This is a genomic window from Methylobacterium sp. TK26, from assembly GCF_055361565.1.
The window spans coordinates 1,294,882-1,313,524 of sequence record NZ_CM143965.1 but is presented as its reverse complement, the minus strand read 5'-3'; the positions used below and the strand labels follow the sequence as shown (position 1 = coordinate 1,313,524).

The following is an 18,643-nucleotide window of genomic DNA, read 5'->3' as shown; positions in this document are numbered from 1 at the left end:
GAGCCACAGGATGCCTAGACAGAGTACCCTTGAACGGCTGCTTCCGATCCAACACAGCACCTCGTCGGGCAATCGGGAAAGACTGCCCCTGGCTTTGCGGAGAATGTCTGCCTCGGAACAGGCTGATCGCAACTGCGGACGGTCCCATTCCGACCCAACACAGTCGTTCACACGCGACCAAACTGTTCCCGAAAGCAGACGTACACTGGGGCTTTGTTATGGCGGTGATGTACCCACGCCAGCCATCCATTGTAATTTGTGCCCCATCCTAGAGCAGACGCGATGCTTCTAAAGGCTAGGATCTTTCGTCAGCATTCGCAAATTTCGGTGTTATCGGTCAAAGCGAGCGCTCGATGAGGATGCGCCGGCGGGTGGCGTGGCGAACGGCATTGGCGATGGCCGCGTGCAGGCGACTGCGGCGATCTCGCTGAACCCCTTGATGGCCAGCGGGTTCACACGGATAGGCTCGCGCTTGCCATTCCCACTTACACAATCGTCGCGGACAACAAGTCGGGGATTGGGAGGTGCGCCTCCGTCAAAACCTACGCGGCCGGATCATGCTGGAGATCAAAGCTCTGATGTCTTACCAGAAGAGGACCAGCTGGCCAAGATTATGACGGCGCGACATCCGTGAAGTAAGGCCGATTGGCTGTGCCCCCAATCAAGGTGCTGCAAAAACCTCATCGTCATCGCGATTAGAGGTCGGCAATTGATGAACTTTACGTTTTGAAACGCTCCACTGCCTGCGGCTGCTGCGCCCCGGCTGCAAATTCAATATTCAAACGGCGCGGCAAAAGTAAATATAGCTCAGGTGGGATGTTTAAGACGATAAAACATACGTGAACGGAGTCTGGTCAGGCGAACCGTGCGTCGACTTTGGCGCGGCCGGCCGCCCGGCGCGCCGCTTTCTCCCCGCTCAGAAAGGCTGCATCGGTCCAGATGTAGCCCCAGACTCCGAAGCGGCCGCAATAGGCAATGCCCACGTCGTCGAGGTAGCCGTGGACGATCTCGAGGGCGGGGCGCCGATCGTGATCGAAGATCACGTTGCCGAACGGGATCCAGATCGCGCTCTGGTGGATCACCTCGCTACGGTCGGCCACGAGACCACAGCGGACCATGGCGTCGATCGTCGGCTCGATCCAGTCCTCCGGCCTGCCGGTCATGGGGCGGTACTTGTCGGAGAAGTAAATTTCGGCCTGGAAGGCACCACAGCCCGGCGGTACCGCGTTCGGTGAGAGGTTCGCCCGGTAGCTAATCCGGGCGAAGGGGATGTCCTCGTCGTAGAAGTAGGACCATTGCGGCTTGGTGATGACCGGTCGGTTGAGGCCGATATTGACCACCACGGCTTGCGAGCAGGCGAGCCGTGCCGCAGCATCCTGCACCTCGCGGGATGCGTCGGCGATCAGCGGTATGAGCTTGGGCAGGGGGATGGACGAGATCAGCGTCCCGAAATCGGCACTGGTGCCGTTGCGGAACCGTAGCTGGCGCTCGCGCATGTCGATGCGTGTCACCTCGTGGTCGTTGTGGATGTCCGCCTTGTCGAACAGCCCACGCATGAAGCCTTCGAACCCGCCCTCCGTTGGGTAGCGGAACTCGTTGACGTAGAAGACGTCGAGCGGTTCATGGGAGAGCGCGCCGCGCAGCACCTCGTCGAGGTCGGGCCGGTAGAGCCTAGGACCAAGCCAGTCGGTCGTCATGTTGGCGGCGTCGGTTGTGTGGTATTTGCGCGTGTAGACCATCGGAAAGGTCTTCGCGAAGGTCGGCCCAAAGGTCGCCAGCAGCCAATCCTCGTAGTTGTCAATGACCGGGACCTTGATCTGGCTGGCCGCGACAAAATCCTTGATGCAGTTGACGACCAAGTCGGTCGGCAGGCCGTGCAGGTTGACCTGGGCCGGATGCTTGATCCAGTGGCCCTTCCAGTAATTGTTGCAGTAGACGTTGCCCTTCTCGAAACGCCCCTCGACGGAGCGCGCGAAGATCTCTTTAACGCGCTCGCTTTTCGTGAACGAGATGTGGACGCCCTCATCGAAGATAAATTTGTCGCCGAAATCGAAGCTTGAGGTCAGGCCGCCCGGGCGGGGACGAGAGTCGTAGAGCTTGGGGCGAATGCCGAGTTCGTGCAGCTGGTTGGCCGCGCCGAAACCGCCCATGCCACCGCCGAGGATCGCGAAGCCCTTGTCGTTCATGATGCGCAAGCTTTCCTGTTCGTGTTGATCGTCACGCGACCTGCGCGGCTGGGACGGGTTCGGCCGGCGCGCGACGGGCGTCGGTCCAGCGGATGTCGCGGTCGAGCCGGCCGGCCTCGATGTGGCGCTTCAGCGTGTAGAGGCGCATCGCATCTGAGTTGCGGAAGTCGGCCAAGAGCAACCGTGTCCCGCGAAGGCCCGCGGAGAGCTGGTCGACCGAGGTGGAGAGAGAAACCTGGGGCTGGTGCGTGGGCGCGAGGGCGCGATAGAGGCCGAAATCGACCTTGTACGAGCGCCGGTCCGGGGGCGCCTCCCGATTGATCGAGACCGTGGTCCCCGGGACCGCCTTCGCCACGGCCTCGGCGAGGTCGCAGACCTGATAGTTCTGTCGGTCGGCCCCGGTGTTTATGGTGAGAAACCGGCCGCCAGCCGCCGGGTCGCGACCCACCGCCCACTCGATGGCGCGCGCCATGTCGGCGACATCAATCAGTGGGCGCCAGGGAGTGCCGTCGCTAAGGACGCTGACCTGGCCCGTGGTCAGGGCCGCGGCGACGAAATCGTTGAGCACAAGGTCGAGGCGCAGGCGCGGCGACATTCCGCAAGCAGTGGCGAAGCGTAAGCAGGTGATTGTCATCGCGCCCGCCTCCATCCGCATTAGCGCCTCCTCGGTGCCGATCTTGGAGCGAGCATAGGCGGTGAGTGGGTTCAGGGCGTCGCCCTCGCAGCGGGCGGGACCGTCGGCAGCGCCGTAGACGCTGCAGCTCGACGCGAACACGAAGTGCCGGACCCCGACCGCCTGGGCGATCCCGGCCAGCCGCACGCTCGCCGCGCAGTTGATGCTCTCGGTGGGGGCCTCGAAGAGGTTGCCCATCGGATCGTTGGAGATGGCGGAGAGGTGGACGACAGCGTCGACCCCTTCGAGGAGCGCGGGCGGAAGGTCGCGCACGTCCCCGAACACCTGCCGCGACAGGTGCCGCTCGGGGAGCGGTTCGTCACCGACCATCTGTGCACCGAACAGTGCGGTGTCGTACCCGGTTAGCTCGGCCCCGGGAAACACCGTGCGGAGGTGCGCGACTACGACGGGGCCGACATAACCCATGTTGCCGGTGATCAGGACGCGCATGGTCGGGCCCTCCAATCAGGGAAAACTGATGCGTGAATGCAGAGCGTCGGCCGCATGGGGGGCGGGGGCCGTCCGGAAGCGCACTGGGGTGGGGCGGTAGCCCGCCTTGGTGACAATTTTCGCGATCATGCCGAGACCGGTGCGCCGGACGCCGAACGGATCCCGCGCGGCGGTCGAAACACGCAGGAGATGCTGGGCAGTGAGTAGGTTGGTAACCGTCTGGCCGAGGTGCCCCCCGTCGCGGAGGATCCCGCCATAGGCGAACCTTCCCTGCGCCACGTTCGTAAAGTTCGCCAGGATGTCCTCGACCTCCTGGTGCACATTGAGGCCAAGCGCGCGGAAGCTCGTGTAGATGGCCCCCGTATGCAGGGGCCGGACATGCAGCATCGGCTCGCTGTCAATGATGGCGGCCGCCCGGTACGGGTTGTCCATCACCAGGGTCCAGAAATCGTCGAGTCCCCAGCCTGTCTGCCAGCGAGAGAAGTAGGGCAGGATCGTGCGCAGGTGCTGCGTGCTGATGACGGGGCCCATCGGCTCGACGAAGTTCGTGAAGCGTAGGCGGAAGGCCGGGCACTCGAACAGCAGGGGATACGATGCGTAGCTGGACAGGCGCAGGGCAGGCTGGGCGATCGCAAGGCTGTGCTCGCGGCAGACGGCGAAGATGCGCGAGATCGCCCCGGTCTCGAACAAGAGGTCATCGTCGGGAAAGAACACGCAGTCGTAGCGGTCCAGGAGATCGGGATGCTCCGCGAAGAAGCGTCCAACACAGCCCCACTTCACCCCGGTATCGAGGTGCATGGGGAAGTCGCCGTCGGTGAGGCCGGCGAGATCTTGGATCCAGGTACTGAGTTGAAGGTCCCAGGTCCGGTCGGCCGCGGGCTCCGCGAGCCAGTAGGGATGGACCGAACTCTGTCCGACCCGGGCGAAGACGAGGTTCCGGTGCGGGCCGGTTCCGGTGCTCATGGGGTCATGACTCGCGGTGTCGGGATCGCGCACAGGAAGGTGCCTCCCGCGGCGTGGTAGCCGCTCTGCTGCTCGACAATCTCCGCCGCGAAGTTCCAGGTCAGGATCAACAGGTAATCCGGGGGCGTCGTACGGAGGGCGGCAACGTCGCGGATCGGTATACGAACGCCTGGCATCCACTTGCCGACCTTGTGCGTGTTGCGGTCTACTATGAACCCGATCGTCCCGTCCGCGAGATCCGCGTAGTTGAGCAGGGTCGCGCCCTTGGCGGCGGCGCCGTAGGCGGCGATAGTCTTGCCTTCTGCCCGGTAGGTGCCGAGCATCGTGCGCAGGTTGGCGCGGAGCTCGGCGACCCGGTCCCCGAAGTCGCGGTAATAGCCAACCCGATCGATCCCGAGGGCGCGCTCCTCGGCCTGCAGCGCCTCGAGCCGCTCGCTCTTCCCCTCCTTCAGGCTGACACGCAGGCGTAGGGACCCGCCGTGGATCGACAATCGCCAGACGTCGTTGAGATGGAGGCCGTGCCGTGCGAACAGGGGTTCGAGGGCCGTGAGTGAGTAGTAGAAGACATGCTCGTGGTAGATCGTGTCGAAGGCGCAAATCTCCACGAGGTCCCGAACGTAGGGGAACTCAAATTCGGCGATACCGTCGTCCGCGAGGAGAACAGCGAAGCCCGAGACGAAGTCGTTGATGTCGGTCACGTGGGCCAGCACGTTGTTGGCGAGCATCACCGTGGCCCGCCGACCCTCCGCCGCGAGGCGCCGGGCCGTTTCCCCACCAAAGAAGGCTTGCAGCGTCGGCACGCCCGCCGTGTTGGCTGCCTTCACCGGACCGGCCGCGGGATCGATGCCGAGGGCGGGGATGCCCGCATCCACGAAGTTGCGCAGCAGGTAACCGTCGTTGCTCGCTACCTCGACGACGAGGTCGTCCTGCCCGAGCCGACGCTCCTCGATGAGCATCAGCGCGTGCTCCCGGCTGTGGCGCAGCAGGGTGGGGATGAACGAGGAGAAGTAGGGATAGTCGTCACTGAACAGGACGTCGGGGGGGATGGTCTCGCTGACCTGGGCGAGACCGCACGCCTCGCAGACCATAACCTCCAGGGGGAAGACTGGCTGTGGCCGGTCAAGCTCCTCGGCGCTGAGCAAAGCGTTGGCGATGGGCTGGTGCCCAAGGTCCAGGACTAGCGCGAGGTCGGTCCCACCGCAGGAGCGGCAGGCGGTCAACCGCTGGCCACCGGCGAGCCTGGGCGCAGACGAGGAATCGTTCAAAGGCAGCGGGGTCACGGAGCCTCCTGGACGAGATGGGCCTCGCGGGCGAGCCTGGCGGCGGCCGCGATGCGGTGGAAGGGGATGTTGGCACGTTCGGCCATGTCGAGCAGGCTGTGCCGGCCGTCAGCAAGATTGAGGAACCAGAGAAGGTCGAGCTGGCTCGCGCCGCCCGCCTCTGTCTGGCCGGCGATCGCCCGATAGAGGCCGCGCCGCCCGAGCTGAGGCTCCCCACGCCCATCGACGCGCCGGTAGACGCGGTCCGCGTCGAGGAGGTCGAGGAGTGCGCAGAGCACGCCGAAGCTGGCATCGAGGGCCTCGGGTTGGACGAAATTGAGGTCATCGCGAGAGGTGTGGTACTCCGGGAACGTCCCGTGGACTGCTCGCATCAGGCAGCCGACCGGCAGGTCGAAACCCGGCGAGGCGTACTGGCGCTCGTCGTAGCCGTAAGGCGAGAACGGCAGCACCGCGAAGGGATGGCCTGCCCCCCGCAGGACATGGGCGACGGCCCGGTCAATGGGTGCCCCGCTGCGGCTACTCTTGTAGTGGAACGGCCCCGCATCCCCGAGGCAGGTTAGCACAAGCCCGTGCCGGATGCGGCCGAGGCGCTCCTCGTTCCGCGCCAGCCACGTGATCGCCCCGATCGTCGCGGGAAGGAACAGGAACCGGAGGCCGAGGCGACGACTGGGCGACCGGGCCGCCCAGTTCGCCAGCGCAGTGGCGAGAGCGATTCCTGAGAGGTTGTCGTTGGCGAGGCTCGGGTGGCAGACGTGCACCGAGATCAGGATCTCGCCTTCGCCGGTTCCCGGTAGGAACGCCTCCCCGTAGGTCAGGAATCCGGGGGCGAGGGTAGTGTCGATATCGACCAGATAGGCCTCATCCCTCATCCGCGACCAGACGTCGTGGGCAAGGCAGAAGCCCCAGTCCCGGGCATAGTACCCGGTGCGGTAGGGAATCGCGTCCGGCTGCTCGGGCAGCGTGTGAACGTGGGCGGCCAATTCCTCGCGCAGGAAGATCCCCCGAACAGGCTGGCTGTAGCCTAGGACGTGGAGGTTGTTCTTGGCGAAGTCGACGAGGGTCTCACCCGCGAGACTGCGGATCGTAGCCCCGCGGATGGTCCACTCGTCCGGCACCTCCCAGTCGAGGACGGGGGTGCCGCTGGCTACTTCGACGATTTCGAGAGGAGCGAGCGCGGCTACCGCGGCAAGGGTTTCGCGGACCCCGTTGCCGGTCAGACTGCGGGCGAACGGGAAGATGTGCCGGATGAAGGCATGCAGATCGAAGGGCGGAGCTTCCGCCGGGCGGGGGTCGCCCCCACTCACGGGGCACCTGCCCGCGCCGCGTCGGCAAGCCAGGGCATGCGAGGCGCGAGATGGGGCCAGTCCCGGTCCCGGTCGGAGATGGCGCTGACCGGTTCGGGCCAGGCAACCGGCAGCGCCGGGTCGTCGAAGCGAAAGCCGTCGTAGAGGTCTGCGTCGTAGGCCTCCCCCATCAGGTACTCAACGAGGGTGTCGTCGGCCAGGGTCTGGAAGCCGTGCGCGAAGCCGCTGGGGATGTAGAGCATGGCGCCCGTGGCGGCGGTCAGTTCCAAGGCGTAGGCCCTCCCCCGGGTGGGGGAGCCTGGGCGCAGGTCCACGATCACGTCGTAGATGCTTCCCCGGCTGCAGCGCACGATTTTGGCATCCGCCTTCGGCGCCCGTTGGAAGTGCATGCCGCGGACCGTACCCCGCGCCGTGCTTTGGCTGCTGTTGCCCTGCGCGGGAACGAAGGCGATGCCCGCTGAGGCGAAGGTCCCGGCGCACCACGTCCGCGCGAAGCTGCCTCGCTCGTCGCGATGGACGACCGGATGGATCAACCGTGCATCCGTATCAGCCAGGACCTCGATCATCATCGGTGGTCCGCCAGTGACCAGATCTTCCAGGGCGCTTTGCCTTGCTCCCAGAGTGTGTTGAGCACGGTCTTGTCGCGCAGCGTGTCCATCGGATGCCAGAAACCGTGGTGGCGGTGGGCGACGAGCTGCCCGCTCTCGGCCAGCGTCACCATCGGCCCGCGCTCCCAAACTGTGTGATCGCCGTCGATCAGGTCGAGGGTCGCTGGATCGAGCAGGAAGTACCCGCCACTGATCCAGGCGCCGTCACCCTCGGGCTTCTCGTTGAAAGAGGTGACGGTGGGGTCCTCCTCCGTCAGGAACATCGCCCCGAAGCGTCCAGTCGGCTGCACCGCGGTGACGGTGGCGAGCTTGCCGTGACTCTCGTGGAACTTGCGGAGGGCATTGAGGTCAATGTCGCCGACGCCGTCGCCATAGGTCATGAAGAACGGCTCGTTGCCGATTAGCGGCGCGGCGCGTTTGAGTCGGCCGCCAGTCATCGTGTCGTAGCCGGTATCTAGCAGCGTGACACGCCAATTCTCGCCGCGATAATTAAAGTACTTAGCCTCCGATGAAGAGACATCAAAAGTCACGCTTGAGTGTCGCTGTCGATAGTCTCGAAAGTATTCTTTGATCAGGTGGCCCCTATAACCGCAACAGACGATGAAATCGGTAACCCCATGTGAGGCAAATATCTTCATGATGTGCCAGAGAATCGGCTCCTGGCCGATCTCGATCAGAGGTTTCGGGGTCAGGGAGGTTTCCTCGGACAAACGCGTTCCGAGCCCCCCTGCGAGGATCACCGCCTTCATGTCAAAACCCCACAGTTACAAGTGTACTCCCGATCGACAAAAAAGCGCGCTCAGAACACGATATCATCGGAATTGGCGGCGATAGCGCATGCCCCGATATGATAAATATACTTAGATAATTCCGACTAAATAATATTCTACACCGAACCGTGCCATAAAATCAAGCATTATTTACAATATTAACATATATTACACGTGAAATAAGCAAAACGAACCTGGATTTATTTGTATAATACAAAAATAGATAATAGTGATGGGCCTGTGTATTTTTAGGTTATTTGCCCAATTTGCTTAGTTGAGAGAAATGATAATTAGCTCAGAGAATATTCGAAAGATACGCCTGAAATGGCGGGCTGCTCGCGCCACTAGCGCTGATTTTGTGTAGATTATGTACTCTATATTTTGGATTTAGATCGCCAAGGGTGCTTCCATTGCCGGGTTGCGTCACCATTCGGCGCAGTCATTGCACCGAACTTGATCAATAATTTCACCTGGTGATGCGGGTCGGCCCGCTAATCCGCACAGTGCGTCAGGATCGACTGAAAACAGCACCGCAGCGAATGTTTTAATACTAAATCCGGAAAGTGCGCGCTACCATCGATCTGCCTGGGAAATGTTGAAGTGGCCTTGCCCATCCTTGGAAAATCATACACACAGGAGAGATCGTGTCGGATCCAGGGCGTGCGGTGGACGTGCGTCTCGCATCGAAAAGCTTAGGCGGTTACACCCTCAAGTGGCGGTTTGGCATCAGGCCGAAATCTCTAACCTAGACAAGTATATTGCGGCACGCGGATCGGTAAGATTTTACGTTTTCGTCTGCTCACATCTGACTTGCGGAATCCGCTATTCAACGTACTTCAGTAACCCAGGCGCGCCTGGTAGCGAGTTTGGACGACAAGCAGCCGGTTTGTTGTACTTTGGGATTATTCCTGGGCGGTGCGCCATATAAATTATCGATAGTCGCAGGACCTGCATCGCAATGCATCTCGATAAATATTTTAGGCAAGAGGGGTGCGTCCATCATGGCCGATGGTCCGATTCATGCGGGAATGTCGAAATTGATCAGCGGAAGCGCCGGCTTGTTTAGGAGCGGGACCAGTAGGTTGGAGAGCGATAGTGGCCCGCCTGCACTCGCTGCCGCCCCAGAGGCAAACCCCGGGGCCGTCGTTCCTCTCGATGCGGCGGTGATTGTCGCTGGTGCCAGCCCGGCCTCCAGGGCGGTCCAAGAACGGACCGTGCTGTTTCTTAAGAACGTGGGCGCGGGTAGCATCGCCAGTATCTCAAAAATTCTTATTCAGTTCGCGCTGCTGCCCATCATGGCACTTCTACTCGGCCCTAGAGAGTTCGGTATCTACGCTCTGGCAATTCCCGTGGTGGTTTTCCTCACCGTGATCGCGGATGGCGGCATTGGCTTGTCGCTCGCACGTGAGAGGACGGACGCGCCCGAAATCTGGTCAACGGCATTCTGGCTGCTCGTCATCTCTGGCTTGGCAATGGCGGTGATCGTCGTCGCGTGCGGACTTCTTCTCGCCAGGGCTTCGTCCGAACCGCAACTCGTGACTATTATGCTGATTCTAGCGGCCAGCTTTCCCTTCCTCAGCCTTCGGTTTTACCGATCGCTCGGTTGAACCGTCAGGGTAATCTCGTAACCTGCGCCTTCGCCGACTTCGTCTCCACGGTGGTTGGCGCCGCCTGCGCGATCGGGTTGGGGCTACTCGATTTCGGAGCAAAGAGTTTAGCCGTACAGTATTTGGCCGCCTCCGTCGTCCGGGCCATCATCCTGAGCTTCTACGCATTCGAGCGGCCGAGAGCGGTCTTCCGCCCGTCCGCGATGCTCGGCCACTTATCGTCCGGCGGTATCCTAATGGGGAGCCGGGTCGCCGACCTGGCTTGCCGCTCAAGTGAGAGCTTGCTGTTTGGCAACGCCTTCGGCCCCGCGAGCCTCGGCGCATACAACTTAGCGACTCAGATCCCCCGATTCCTGTTCGAAGCCTTCGGCAATCCATGCTGGTCCGTGCTGTTCGCTCATGGCCTCAGCGAGGAGCGCGGACGTCTAGTTCAAATTTATTATAAGGTGAGCCGCTTCATGGCGTTCATCACCTTTCCCACGGCGGCAATCCTAACAGCGGCAGGTCCGGAGCTGATGGCTTATAGTCTCGGTCTGACCTGGAGGCAGGCGGGCACTTTCGCGCAGATCCTTGCGCCAGGTTATGCGCTTGGCGCTACGGCCTCAATTGGGACGGCGCTGCTGCTAGCCTTCAACGCTAATCTCGTATTCTTTCTATTAACGGTCTTGCTTGCTGGAGGCCGAGTTATCGCCGTAGGTGCCGGAATTTACCTTGAAGCGTGGCAGTCCGTTATGCTGGTAACCATCGCTCACATCATCTACAGTATCGTCGTCTGGCTTTCCTTGAAGAATATCGTGGGAGCGAAACTTTCGGACCTGCTACGGGGAGTGGGTAGCTCGTTCTGCGCCAGCTTTCTGGCCGGTGCCGTCTGCTGGGGAATCTTGCTAGTTGGCGAAACCAGCCTTGGGACGCTGTGTGGTGCCATCGGCGTGGCAGCAGCTGTCTTCATCGCAGTCATGATGCTGACGGAGGGCACTAGCATTAAAAGTGACTTGATGTCCCTGAAGCGATCTCCGGATGCAAAGGCCCAGTAGGTCTAACGTCCCCCCATAGCTTTGGCCTGGCGTGAGTGCAAATCTTCCGGTTTCGTGAAACCCTGAGGGGGGAGCAGAGCAGTGAAGAAGTGCATATTCACCGAAAATGAGATCGCCTTTACACTGAAGCAAGTTAATCCATGACAATCAGACAGCGCGGCAGCCTAACAAAGAAGGGCACGACCTGCGCCCGCCTCAGAGCTTGGCGCACGATGACGCGCCCAGCCGCGTCGATGGCATGAACTTGGAAGATGCTCTTGGCTAGGTCGATACCGACGGTGGTGATCTCCATGGGAATGGATCCTGCCTCTGCATGACTGCTGCTTCGGCAGCGACCACATCTTTGCACCGAGATGCCGTCAGTCGGAGCGGGAGCCATCCACCCCATCTGCTTTTTAGATTCTGCACTCGAAAGCCGAATGGCAGAAATCCACCCGACCCGGTCTTAGGTCGATGTCCATCAAGCCGCCGCGAAGCGGACCTTCCGCGGGTCTGTTAAGGATCGCTGGCGGTCCCCACAGCTATGTCCGCTTCGGCAGTCGCTCCCTCTATAGAAGCCCACTGGTATCGCCATTCCGCATGCCTGAACCGAAGAGCCCGCCCCCACGGTATCGCGAGCGTATCCAAGCCCTCCGCTCATTCTCCGTCAGTGAAACCGGTTTCATTGGCCGAAACGCCGAGCGTGACCCCCTCTGGATCGACCGCGTCCGCTTCCACATGCCTACCATCGGCATCCGCCGCACCGCGGGGGACCTCTACCCGTATCTAATGGAGCGAAAGGGGATCGGGCCATTCCAGTTTGGGCGCACCCCAGCCCGCCTGCATACTATCGAGTTCCAGGGGAGCCAGTGGCTCTTCAGCGCGAAGCTGGCGTTCTGGCCTGTTCCTTCAAGGGCAACTGGAGCTGGAAGTCGTGCGAGGGCCCAGGTCCACCCGTACAAGGGACAGGCTGACATCACGCTGAACCCCACGCGCCTTTTTGCCCACATGGCCCCCGAGGTCGTGGCCGGTGCCGTACCTGCCCTTTCAGACTGGGATTTGCGATCGTGTTCTGATCGCGCCGAAACGCTGCGGGGCTGTACCCTCGACGGCTCGGACAACGTTATCCCCGAAGACCTGATCGGCGCTGCGATCCGTCTGGATTGGCCGAGGTTCTGCCACGCCTACGCCCAGCGTGTCATCGACTGCATCTCCAGCGCCATCGGCACCGTCTACGATGTCGGCGCCGAGCGGGAGGATGGTCCGGACAAGTTCGAATGCCTGTTGGACATGCCTGCGCCCCAGCGATGGGGCCTCCGGCAGACCGAGTTTTACCACGAATACGCGACCGAGGACGCCGTCGAGGCCGTCCGACGCGTCGAACCCTATGCTTTGAGCCTGAGCCGCGAGGTCGGGGTCCGCCAGTACGGAAAGCACCTGCTCTCCGAAACAGCCCGTCAGGAAAATGCGCGATCCCTGTCGATGAGTTTGGGCCGCAAGGGGGCCTACATGGTCCTATACGCCAAGACGCTAGACCGCGTGCGCGCGGAGATCCGCTACCAGATGACGCCCGCGACCATCGCTGGCCTGCGTTCGACCGAATACGAAAAGCGCCACAGCGGGATGACGGATCTCATTCAGGACACGTCGTTGGAGGCCGCTCAGCGCATGGCGCAGTGGCTGAATGAACTTCATGCGAGCCTCCCGAAAGGGCGGCCAACCCGAGCTCAGCTTGTCGTCTTCATCAGCACCTTGTCTTCTATCTGTGGAACTGGCCCTCTCCTGACGCAGGTGCTGAACCTTCTGCTGGCCCACGGGGGGATCATCCGTACAGGACACGTCGACATAGATCGGCTGGTTCCGCAGATGGTTAGACGCCGACTAATTGTTCGGGTCCGATCTGCACAAACGCGGAACGTGATCCACTACCGTCTGAGCCCTCACTACGCGTCCGTCGTGCGGCTGATCCGGGCCCTAGACGAAGCCCAGCCCGCGATTGGAGCACAGCACTTCCCGCCCTGAATGGCGCGTTGCGCTGATGCATCCTGCCACTCGCTGATCTTCGAAAGGGTACATGTCAGCAATGTGGAGCGTTCGTGCAACCGCCGAGAATGGACGGTCCAACGCGGAAAACCTTTCAGCCATTTTCCGCATCATACTAGAGCGGAAAGGCCGGCTATCATGCGGCAAGCCTGCCTGCGCCGGAGATCGGTGGCCGATTCCACAGGCGGGGTCGAGGATGCGCAGCCCGCAGAGGCGGTCGTGAAAGGCGCGCACTGTTGCGATAGCATCCCGGCTCCGGCCCTCCACCTTCTGCCGTTCGGCGGTCGAGAGCACCGTCGCCCAGTCCGTCCGTAGAGGCTCGATGACGGTGGCGACCACTAGGCGCTCGACGTAGGCTCGGGGCGTATAGTGTGTTTCGGCGTGCAACTTTGGCTCTGATGCAATCTCGCTGATCATGGAGGCGTGAGGCCGATCAGGCGAGCTTGCAGCAGGTCAATCTTGCCGCGGCCGTACATCTGACGCTTCACCAGCTTGAGTTTGGTGATCTGCCCTTCAGTCTGGCCGTTCGACCATGGCAACGTGATCGCTGCCAGAACCGCAGCTCGGTCCTGACCGACACCGCGGGCGAACGAGGCGACGAGGCCTGAGCCAGCACGTGTGAGCCACCCTTCGAGCCTGTCCGGCGCCATCGCCCGGACCATCGTCTGGAAAGCGCCCACCACCTCGCGCGCCTCGACCAGCGCCGGCACGCCGTCCTCGACGGCAGCCACGGTCAGCGTCTCCGCCTTGGTCAAGCGGTCGCGACCCATCGTCAGCCATCGCGCCAGGGTTCGTGCCGACGGCACACGCTGCAGCCGTTCGATCTTGGCCTGCTCGGCGCGTCGACGCCGCGTCGCCCATTCCCCGACCACGCGCAGCGATCCCCGGAAGCCTTGTCCCTTCGCCCTGCGCCAAAGTTCGGTCGCGTTGCGGCTGCCAGCATCACACTGGGCATCGAGCCAGGGTAGGTAGGCGTCGAGCGAACTCTGGCGGACCCGGAAGACGTCGGTACGCTCCCCACGCAGGACCGCACGCACCACCTTGCGGCTGTGGCCAAGACGTTGGCAGATCCGGCGGATCGGAACGCCCGCCTCGGCGAGTGCGCGGATGGCCGCGTCCGCCTCCTCCCGTCGCAGGTAACCCTCGTACTGGATGCGCTCGGCTGCAGTAAGCAGCGCCGGATCGATCGTGGTTGCGCCGACGACTTCGCGAACCTGTCGCATCGACCTGCGCACAGCATCGAGGAAGCCACGGCTGGCATTCTCCAAGAGGTGCCACCGGTCGGCGACTTGGATAGCCTGCGGCAGAGCACGGGCGATGGCCTCACCATATCCGCCCCCGCGGTCGCGGGCGACGATCCGGATCGAGCCGTTCATCTTCAGCCATGTCTGTGCGGTGGCCTGCTCGCGGTCGGGCAGGAGCGCTACGATGCGGCGGCGTTCGAGATCGCAGACGAGAGTGCCGTAGCGGTGATTGCGCCGCCAGGCGAAGTCGTCGATGCCGATGACGCTGAGTGGATCGGAGTGTGTCGTCGCCCGACGGCGGATCACGCGCAGGAGCGTGTCGCGGCTGACGGGCAGCATCAGGCGCTGAGCGAGGCCTGCACCGGGCCGACCACCGAGTGCGAGCCCGAGGTGATGGACGATCTACTCCAGCCGCGAGGTGCGTCGCGCGAAGGTAGGCAGGACGTCCTCGGAGAAGCGCTCGGCGAAGATCTTCCGCCCACAAGCCGCTGCGTCACACCAGAAGCGTCTCACCATGACTCGGAGTTCGACGCGCCGACCACCAAGCGGCAGGTCGGCGGCACGGCGCTGGTAGCGGCTTTGGATGCGACGTGAAGAGGTTCGGCAGTTTGGGCACGTCGCCGTCGCAGATCCGGACCTCACGACCAGACTGATCCGATCGGTGCCGATATCGAGGTGATCGACGACGAGTCCGGCAGGTACGAGGCTCGACGGCCTGAAGCGAGGGCTCATGCTGCGGCTCCATCTTGGATATCCGCAACCTCAACGCCGCCGGCATCAGCGAAAGTGAGTCAGAGCCAAAGTTCGACGCCGATCCAGGGTCAAAGTTCAACGCCGTTTGACACCCGGTGCAGATGGCAGTCCGTGACGCGTTGATCGGCTTCATGGCCGCGACCGCCCAGGCCCAGGCTGAAGCTACCAGGGACGCGCAACGAGCCGGTATCGACCACGCCAAGGGCAGGGGCGACGCCTATCTCGGTCGCAAGCCCTCATACTCTGCTGGCCAGTTCGCCGATGTGGTCGCCGGCCTCGATCGTGGCGACGCTGTAGCAGCCATCGCCAAGGCCACCGGGCTCACCCGGCAAACCGTCTATAGGATCAAGGACAACCGGGCGGAAGCGGAAGTTGCCCTTGCCCGGTGGGCCGCCTGAGTGAAACCGGTTTCACTCACGAGACTTGGCAAGCCGCCTCCGATCTGCGGCCTGGCTCGTCCGACTGCGTGACGGATCTGCCTGTGGGTGCAGGGATCGCCGCCGCGGCGTTAGGCAGCGGTTCGCTTGACACCCCGACGGCGATGAACCTTATTCGCCCGAGCAATCGCCGTGGGACAACGGACAGCCATGCCGCTCGCCCCGCTACCCAAATATGGGAGCCCCCCCGTTACGGAGGTGGTGTGCGGCGTCTACTTCCAGTCCCTCGACGATCTGCAGGTCGCCCATGTCGGTGCCCTTTGGGAGCGTCTAAGACGGGACTTCCCCCGCACGGAGACGTTGCCACCCCTGCCGCCCGCTGTCGTAGCGAACGGGTTGGCGGACTTCCAGATCCAGTTCCAGTTCGGTCCGATTGAGGCGAGCCCTTTTCCGCGCGTCTGGTTCGTGTCCGCCGACGACGCCACACTGGTGCAGTTGCAGCGCGACCGGCTCATCATCAACTGGCGGCGCCGCGCCGAGGACAGCCCGTATCCCAGCTACGACGCCATTGTCGCTAGGCTGCGCAACGTACTCGGGCTACTGGTCGGCTTTCTCGAAGAGCAGTCTCTCAGGACGCCGGACCTCGTCGGCTTGGAGCTAGCATACGTCAACGCCCTCCAGTTCGGCCGCGACCTCGACGGCCCGACAGACATCGGATCGGTCGTCCCGTTCCTCGCTTGGCGCCCCCCGGTAGGCCCCCTCGACCGCCTGGCGCTGTCCGGGCTCAACTGGAACGCGCAGCTCGACCTCGCTGACGGCGAAGGACACCTCCACATCGGGCTCAACACAACTCAGCGCCCCAGCGACGGGCAGGGGCTGGTTCGCCTGGACCTGCTCGCGCGCAAATTCTCGCCGGCGCTGGAAACTCATGCTATATGGAACTGGTTCGACCTCGCGCACGCTTCCATCGTGACAACCTTCTCGGACATCACAAGCCGGGACGTGCAGAACAAGGTCTGGGAGAGGCACACATGAATTTCGCCCGAGCGAGCTTCGCGGACGCGATGCCCGTCATATCCACGGGCACGCCGTTCGAACTGTATTCGGACCTCGATTTGACCGCCGACGGCGCTTCCGAGCGGCAGCGCCGCGCGCATCTCTTGGATGCGATCAGGCAATTGCCGGCATACGCGGACGCCATGGGATACCCGAAGGTGAAGCCGATGACCCTTTGTCTGGCACAGGACTTCGTCCTGCGCCTCCCGCACAACCGTGCGCTGCCCAAGGTTGCGGTCGACGACGAGGGCGATATCCTGATGCGGTGGTCCGGCCCGACCGGCCGTTGCGCGTTGACCTTCGAGGGGTCCGTGCTGCACATGACGGTCAACCCCGGCGCTACCTCGCAGCACGTCGAGCCCACCATCTACAATGGCGGACATATCCCCCCCGGGCTCGTCGTCCATATCCCCACCCGCGGCTGACGACACACCGCCGGTCCCTGTGCCGGCGGTGCGCACCATCGAAGACGCCGACACCGTTTCCCGGCACGTCTACGCGCCCCGCATGCTCGGGGCGGCCGACGAGTTCGTCTGGCACGAAATCTTCCAGTTCCCCAGCGACCGCGGCATGGCCGAGAGTGTCGCCGTACGCAACGTAGTGCCCGCAGACGCAGACGTGCATCGGCTAGGGTGCGAGAAGCAGGACAAGGATCGCGAGCGGGAGCGTGCGAAGGGACGGGCCGGTCCAACCTACCGTGGATGCACCGACGCCCTGGCCGGAGGGATCCGTAGGCAGTCCTCGACTAGAGGACACCGCTTCTCCGTCACCCATGAGCCAGCTGAAGGCGACTGGCACGGCCACGTCACCGTCATCCTCGCCGCGGGCTGCAGCAAGCTCAGCAAGTCGGACAAGGACGACGTCCGCGAGCTGATGGCGGAGGTATTCGGTCCCCTAAAACCGCACGCCTGTCCGTAAAAGGCCACGCTTTGTTCATTGCCGCGCCATAGGCTACCATTGGCTGGTAGGCCTGCGCCTAGAACCTGCCCCCGCGCCGGCGCGACGAGAGGCCATGACCCGACGCGATCTGCTCCTGTCCATTCTGGCTGCCGCCAACGGGCAACCGTACGAGCCGGTGCAGGTCCAGAAGGCGACGTTTCTCGTGCTTACGAACCTGCCCTGGTTGGTGGACGAGGGCCCGGCCTTCGCGTTCGAGCCTTATGATTACGGCCCTTTCGACAGGGCCGTCTACGCTGAAGCCGAGCAACTTGCGCGCGATGGCCTTGCCGTTGTCCGTCCATCCGCGTCCGGCCGCTGGAAGACCTATGCCGCCAGCGAGATGGGGGTCGCCCGCGGCCGCGAGGTCCTTAACGGCCTCGCCCCGCAGTTCGCCCGGTACATCGACGACATCGCCCGCTGGGTCCGCGCCCAGGAGTTCGGCAACCTCGTCCGCTCGATCTACGCGGCCTATCCAAGCATGAGGGCCAACAGCGTGTTCGTGGACCACGGCCATTGACAGTCATCGTGGGAGCGCTGTGTTCCGATGGCATCGTCATCGGGGCCGACAGCATGTCGACGTCGGGGAACGGCCGGAACCCGCTGATCCAGGTCCGCTCCGACGACAAGATCCGGATCATAGACGACAAGGTCATTGTCGTGGGCACCGGCAGCATCGGCCTTGCGCAGCGGTTCGAGGCAATCGTCGAGCAATCCTGGCGGGACGAGGTGTTCGAGCGCGGCTGCCAGGAATGTGGTGCATCCATCGCCGCCCACGCGCGCCAAGAATTCACCAGCAGCGGGGTCCACTTCTCGTCCAACGCAGGACTGGATTTTGGTGCTATGGTCGCCGCGCCGATCCACGACGCCCCGGAACTCGTTGAGTTCAACACGTTCGACCTGCAGCCTGAACGGAAGACGCGCCGGCGGCACTGGGTAGCGATGGGGGCCGGACAGACACTCGCCGACCCATTCCTCGCCTTCGTCAGCCGCGTGCTTTGGGACGGCCGCGAGCCGACGGTCGCAGCGGCCACCGTCGGCCTATGTTGGGCGATCGAGCACGCCATCCACTACGCCCCCGGTGGGGTAGGCCCCCCCCCGTGCGGCTAGCAGTCTTGCGGCGCGAGGCTGGCGAATGGCGGGCCACACTATTGGAGGATGACGCGCTGCAAGAACCGAGGCAGCACATCGCGGAGATCGAGAAGCGCATCGGCTTCTACGCTGCTGATGGCCTCGCAATCGCGCCCCCGCCCCCGCCGCCCGCCCCGGTAAAAGGAACCCACGAACACGGCTAAGTCCCCTCAACGGCGGCCCGAGGGCTCGGCTTTCCGGACCCATCCATCCGGTAGGCCGAGCCCTGCGCCGTTCGTGCCGCCGCGA

General features: G+C 63.2%; 13 protein-coding genes and 4 pseudogenes. 8 read left to right on the top strand and 9 right to left on the bottom strand.

The window, feature by feature from the left end:
* Positions 1-854: 854 nt before the first annotated feature.
* Genes ACXJ1Y_RS06425 through rfbF form a run of 7 tightly spaced genes read right to left on the bottom strand, consistent with a single transcriptional unit; the run spans position 855 to position 8,213 of the window.
* Entirely contained in the window at positions 855-2,186 is a 1,332-nt protein-coding gene (locus ACXJ1Y_RS06425; RefSeq protein WP_463849277.1) for a protoporphyrinogen/coproporphyrinogen oxidase, read from the bottom strand.
* Between the two features lie 31 nt (positions 2,187-2,217).
* Positions 2,218-3,309, bottom strand: a complete 1,092-nt coding sequence (locus ACXJ1Y_RS06420; protein ID WP_463849276.1) for an NAD-dependent epimerase/dehydratase family protein — start codon at positions 3,307-3,309, stop codon at positions 2,218-2,220.
* 15 nt (positions 3,310-3,324) lie between these two features.
* Positions 3,325-4,272: a DUF707 domain-containing protein gene (locus ACXJ1Y_RS06415; RefSeq protein ID WP_463849275.1), complete on the bottom strand. Its 948-nt coding sequence runs from the start codon at positions 4,270-4,272 to the stop codon at positions 3,325-3,327.
* The gene (locus ACXJ1Y_RS06410; RefSeq protein ID WP_463849274.1) at positions 4,269-5,552 is read right to left on the bottom strand and encodes a methyltransferase domain-containing protein; all 1,284 of its coding nucleotides are present in this window, start codon (positions 5,550-5,552) and stop codon (positions 4,269-4,271) included. The genes ACXJ1Y_RS06415 and ACXJ1Y_RS06410 overlap by 4 nt, the downstream gene beginning before the upstream one ends.
* Positions 5,549-6,856, bottom strand: a complete 1,308-nt coding sequence (locus tag ACXJ1Y_RS06405) for a DUF4910 domain-containing protein (protein WP_463849273.1) — start codon at positions 6,854-6,856, stop codon at positions 5,549-5,551. Before ACXJ1Y_RS06405 ends, ACXJ1Y_RS06410 begins: the two co-directional genes overlap by 4 nt.
* Entirely contained in the window at positions 6,853-7,425 is a 573-nt protein-coding gene (locus ACXJ1Y_RS06400; RefSeq protein ID WP_463849272.1) for a dTDP-4-dehydrorhamnose 3,5-epimerase family protein, read from the bottom strand. The genes ACXJ1Y_RS06405 and ACXJ1Y_RS06400 overlap by 4 nt, the downstream gene beginning before the upstream one ends.
* The gene (gene rfbF, locus ACXJ1Y_RS06395) at positions 7,422-8,213 is read right to left on the bottom strand and encodes a glucose-1-phosphate cytidylyltransferase (protein WP_463849271.1); all 792 of its coding nucleotides are present in this window, start codon (positions 8,211-8,213) and stop codon (positions 7,422-7,424) included. Before rfbF ends, ACXJ1Y_RS06400 begins: the two co-directional genes overlap by 4 nt.
* 1,022 nt (positions 8,214-9,235) lie before the next feature.
* Here rfbF and ACXJ1Y_RS06390 point away from each other — a divergent pair.
* A pseudogene (locus ACXJ1Y_RS06390) lies at positions 9,236-10,875 on the top strand (oligosaccharide flippase family protein).
* A 136-nt stretch (positions 10,876-11,011) separates the two neighbouring features.
* On the opposite strand, the pseudogene ACXJ1Y_RS06385 reads toward ACXJ1Y_RS06390, so the two are convergent.
* A pseudogene (locus ACXJ1Y_RS06385) lies at positions 11,012-11,167 on the bottom strand (IS110 family transposase); the annotation flags it as partial.
* A gap of 287 nt (positions 11,168-11,454) precedes the next feature.
* Between ACXJ1Y_RS06385 and ACXJ1Y_RS06380 the strand changes: the two are divergent.
* Positions 11,455-12,876 (top strand): hypothetical protein, encoded by a 1,422-nt coding sequence (locus ACXJ1Y_RS06380; protein WP_463849270.1) that lies wholly within the window; start codon positions 11,455-11,457, stop codon positions 12,874-12,876.
* 434 nt (positions 12,877-13,310) lie between these two features.
* On the opposite strand, the pseudogene ACXJ1Y_RS06375 reads toward ACXJ1Y_RS06380, so the two are convergent.
* A pseudogene (locus tag ACXJ1Y_RS06375) lies at positions 13,311-14,873 on the bottom strand (ISL3 family transposase).
* Positions 14,874-14,986: 113 nt separating this feature from the next.
* Between ACXJ1Y_RS06375 and ACXJ1Y_RS06370 the strand changes: the two are divergent.
* From ACXJ1Y_RS06370 to ACXJ1Y_RS06345, 6 genes and pseudogenes are all read left to right on the top strand, one after another.
* Positions 14,987-15,292 (top strand): annotated as a pseudogene (locus ACXJ1Y_RS06370) (helix-turn-helix domain-containing protein); the annotation flags it as partial.
* A 189-nt stretch (positions 15,293-15,481) separates the two neighbouring features.
* On the top strand, positions 15,482-16,306 hold the full coding sequence (locus tag ACXJ1Y_RS06365; protein WP_463849269.1) for a TIGR04255 family protein: 825 nt from the start codon (positions 15,482-15,484) through the stop codon (positions 16,304-16,306).
* Positions 16,303-16,752, top strand: a complete 450-nt coding sequence (locus ACXJ1Y_RS06360) for a hypothetical protein (RefSeq protein WP_463849268.1) — start codon at positions 16,303-16,305, stop codon at positions 16,750-16,752. The genes ACXJ1Y_RS06365 and ACXJ1Y_RS06360 overlap by 4 nt, the downstream gene beginning before the upstream one ends.
* A gap of 28 nt (positions 16,753-16,780) precedes the next feature.
* Positions 16,781-17,245 (top strand): hypothetical protein, encoded by a 465-nt coding sequence (locus ACXJ1Y_RS06355; protein ID WP_463849267.1) that lies wholly within the window; start codon positions 16,781-16,783, stop codon positions 17,243-17,245.
* A 94-nt stretch (positions 17,246-17,339) separates the two neighbouring features.
* On the top strand, positions 17,340-17,783 hold the full coding sequence (locus ACXJ1Y_RS06350; RefSeq protein ID WP_463849266.1) for a hypothetical protein: 444 nt from the start codon (positions 17,340-17,342) through the stop codon (positions 17,781-17,783).
* Complete coding sequence (locus ACXJ1Y_RS06345) at positions 17,780-18,373, top strand: hypothetical protein (RefSeq protein WP_463849265.1); 594 nt, start codon at positions 17,780-17,782, stop codon at positions 18,371-18,373. Before ACXJ1Y_RS06350 ends, ACXJ1Y_RS06345 begins: the two co-directional genes overlap by 4 nt.
* Positions 18,374-18,643 lie beyond the last annotated feature (270 nt).

Coding starts and splice junctions, on each gene's coding strand:
- ACXJ1Y_RS06425 (WP_463849277.1), bottom strand. CDS start 2,186: ATGAACGACAAGGGCTTCGCGATCCTCGGCGGTGGCATGGGCGGTTTC.
- ACXJ1Y_RS06420 (WP_463849276.1), bottom strand. CDS start 3,309: ATGCGCGTCCTGATCACCGGCAACATGGGTTATGTCGGCCCCGTCGTA.
- ACXJ1Y_RS06415 (WP_463849275.1), bottom strand. CDS start 4,272: ATGAGCACCGGAACCGGCCCGCACCGGAACCTCGTCTTCGCCCGGGTC.
- ACXJ1Y_RS06400 (WP_463849272.1), bottom strand. CDS start 7,425: ATGATGATCGAGGTCCTGGCTGATACGGATGCACGGTTGATCCATCCG.
- rfbF (WP_463849271.1), bottom strand. CDS start 8,213: ATGAAGGCGGTGATCCTCGCAGGGGGGCTCGGAACGCGTTTGTCCGAG.
- ACXJ1Y_RS06380 (WP_463849270.1), top strand. CDS start 11,455: ATGCCTGAACCGAAGAGCCCGCCCCCACGGTATCGCGAGCGTATCCAA.
- ACXJ1Y_RS06365 (WP_463849269.1), top strand. CDS start 15,482: ATGCCGCTCGCCCCGCTACCCAAATATGGGAGCCCCCCCGTTACGGAG.
- ACXJ1Y_RS06360 (WP_463849268.1), top strand. CDS start 16,303: ATGAATTTCGCCCGAGCGAGCTTCGCGGACGCGATGCCCGTCATATCC.
- ACXJ1Y_RS06350 (WP_463849266.1), top strand. CDS start 17,340: ATGACCCGACGCGATCTGCTCCTGTCCATTCTGGCTGCCGCCAACGGG.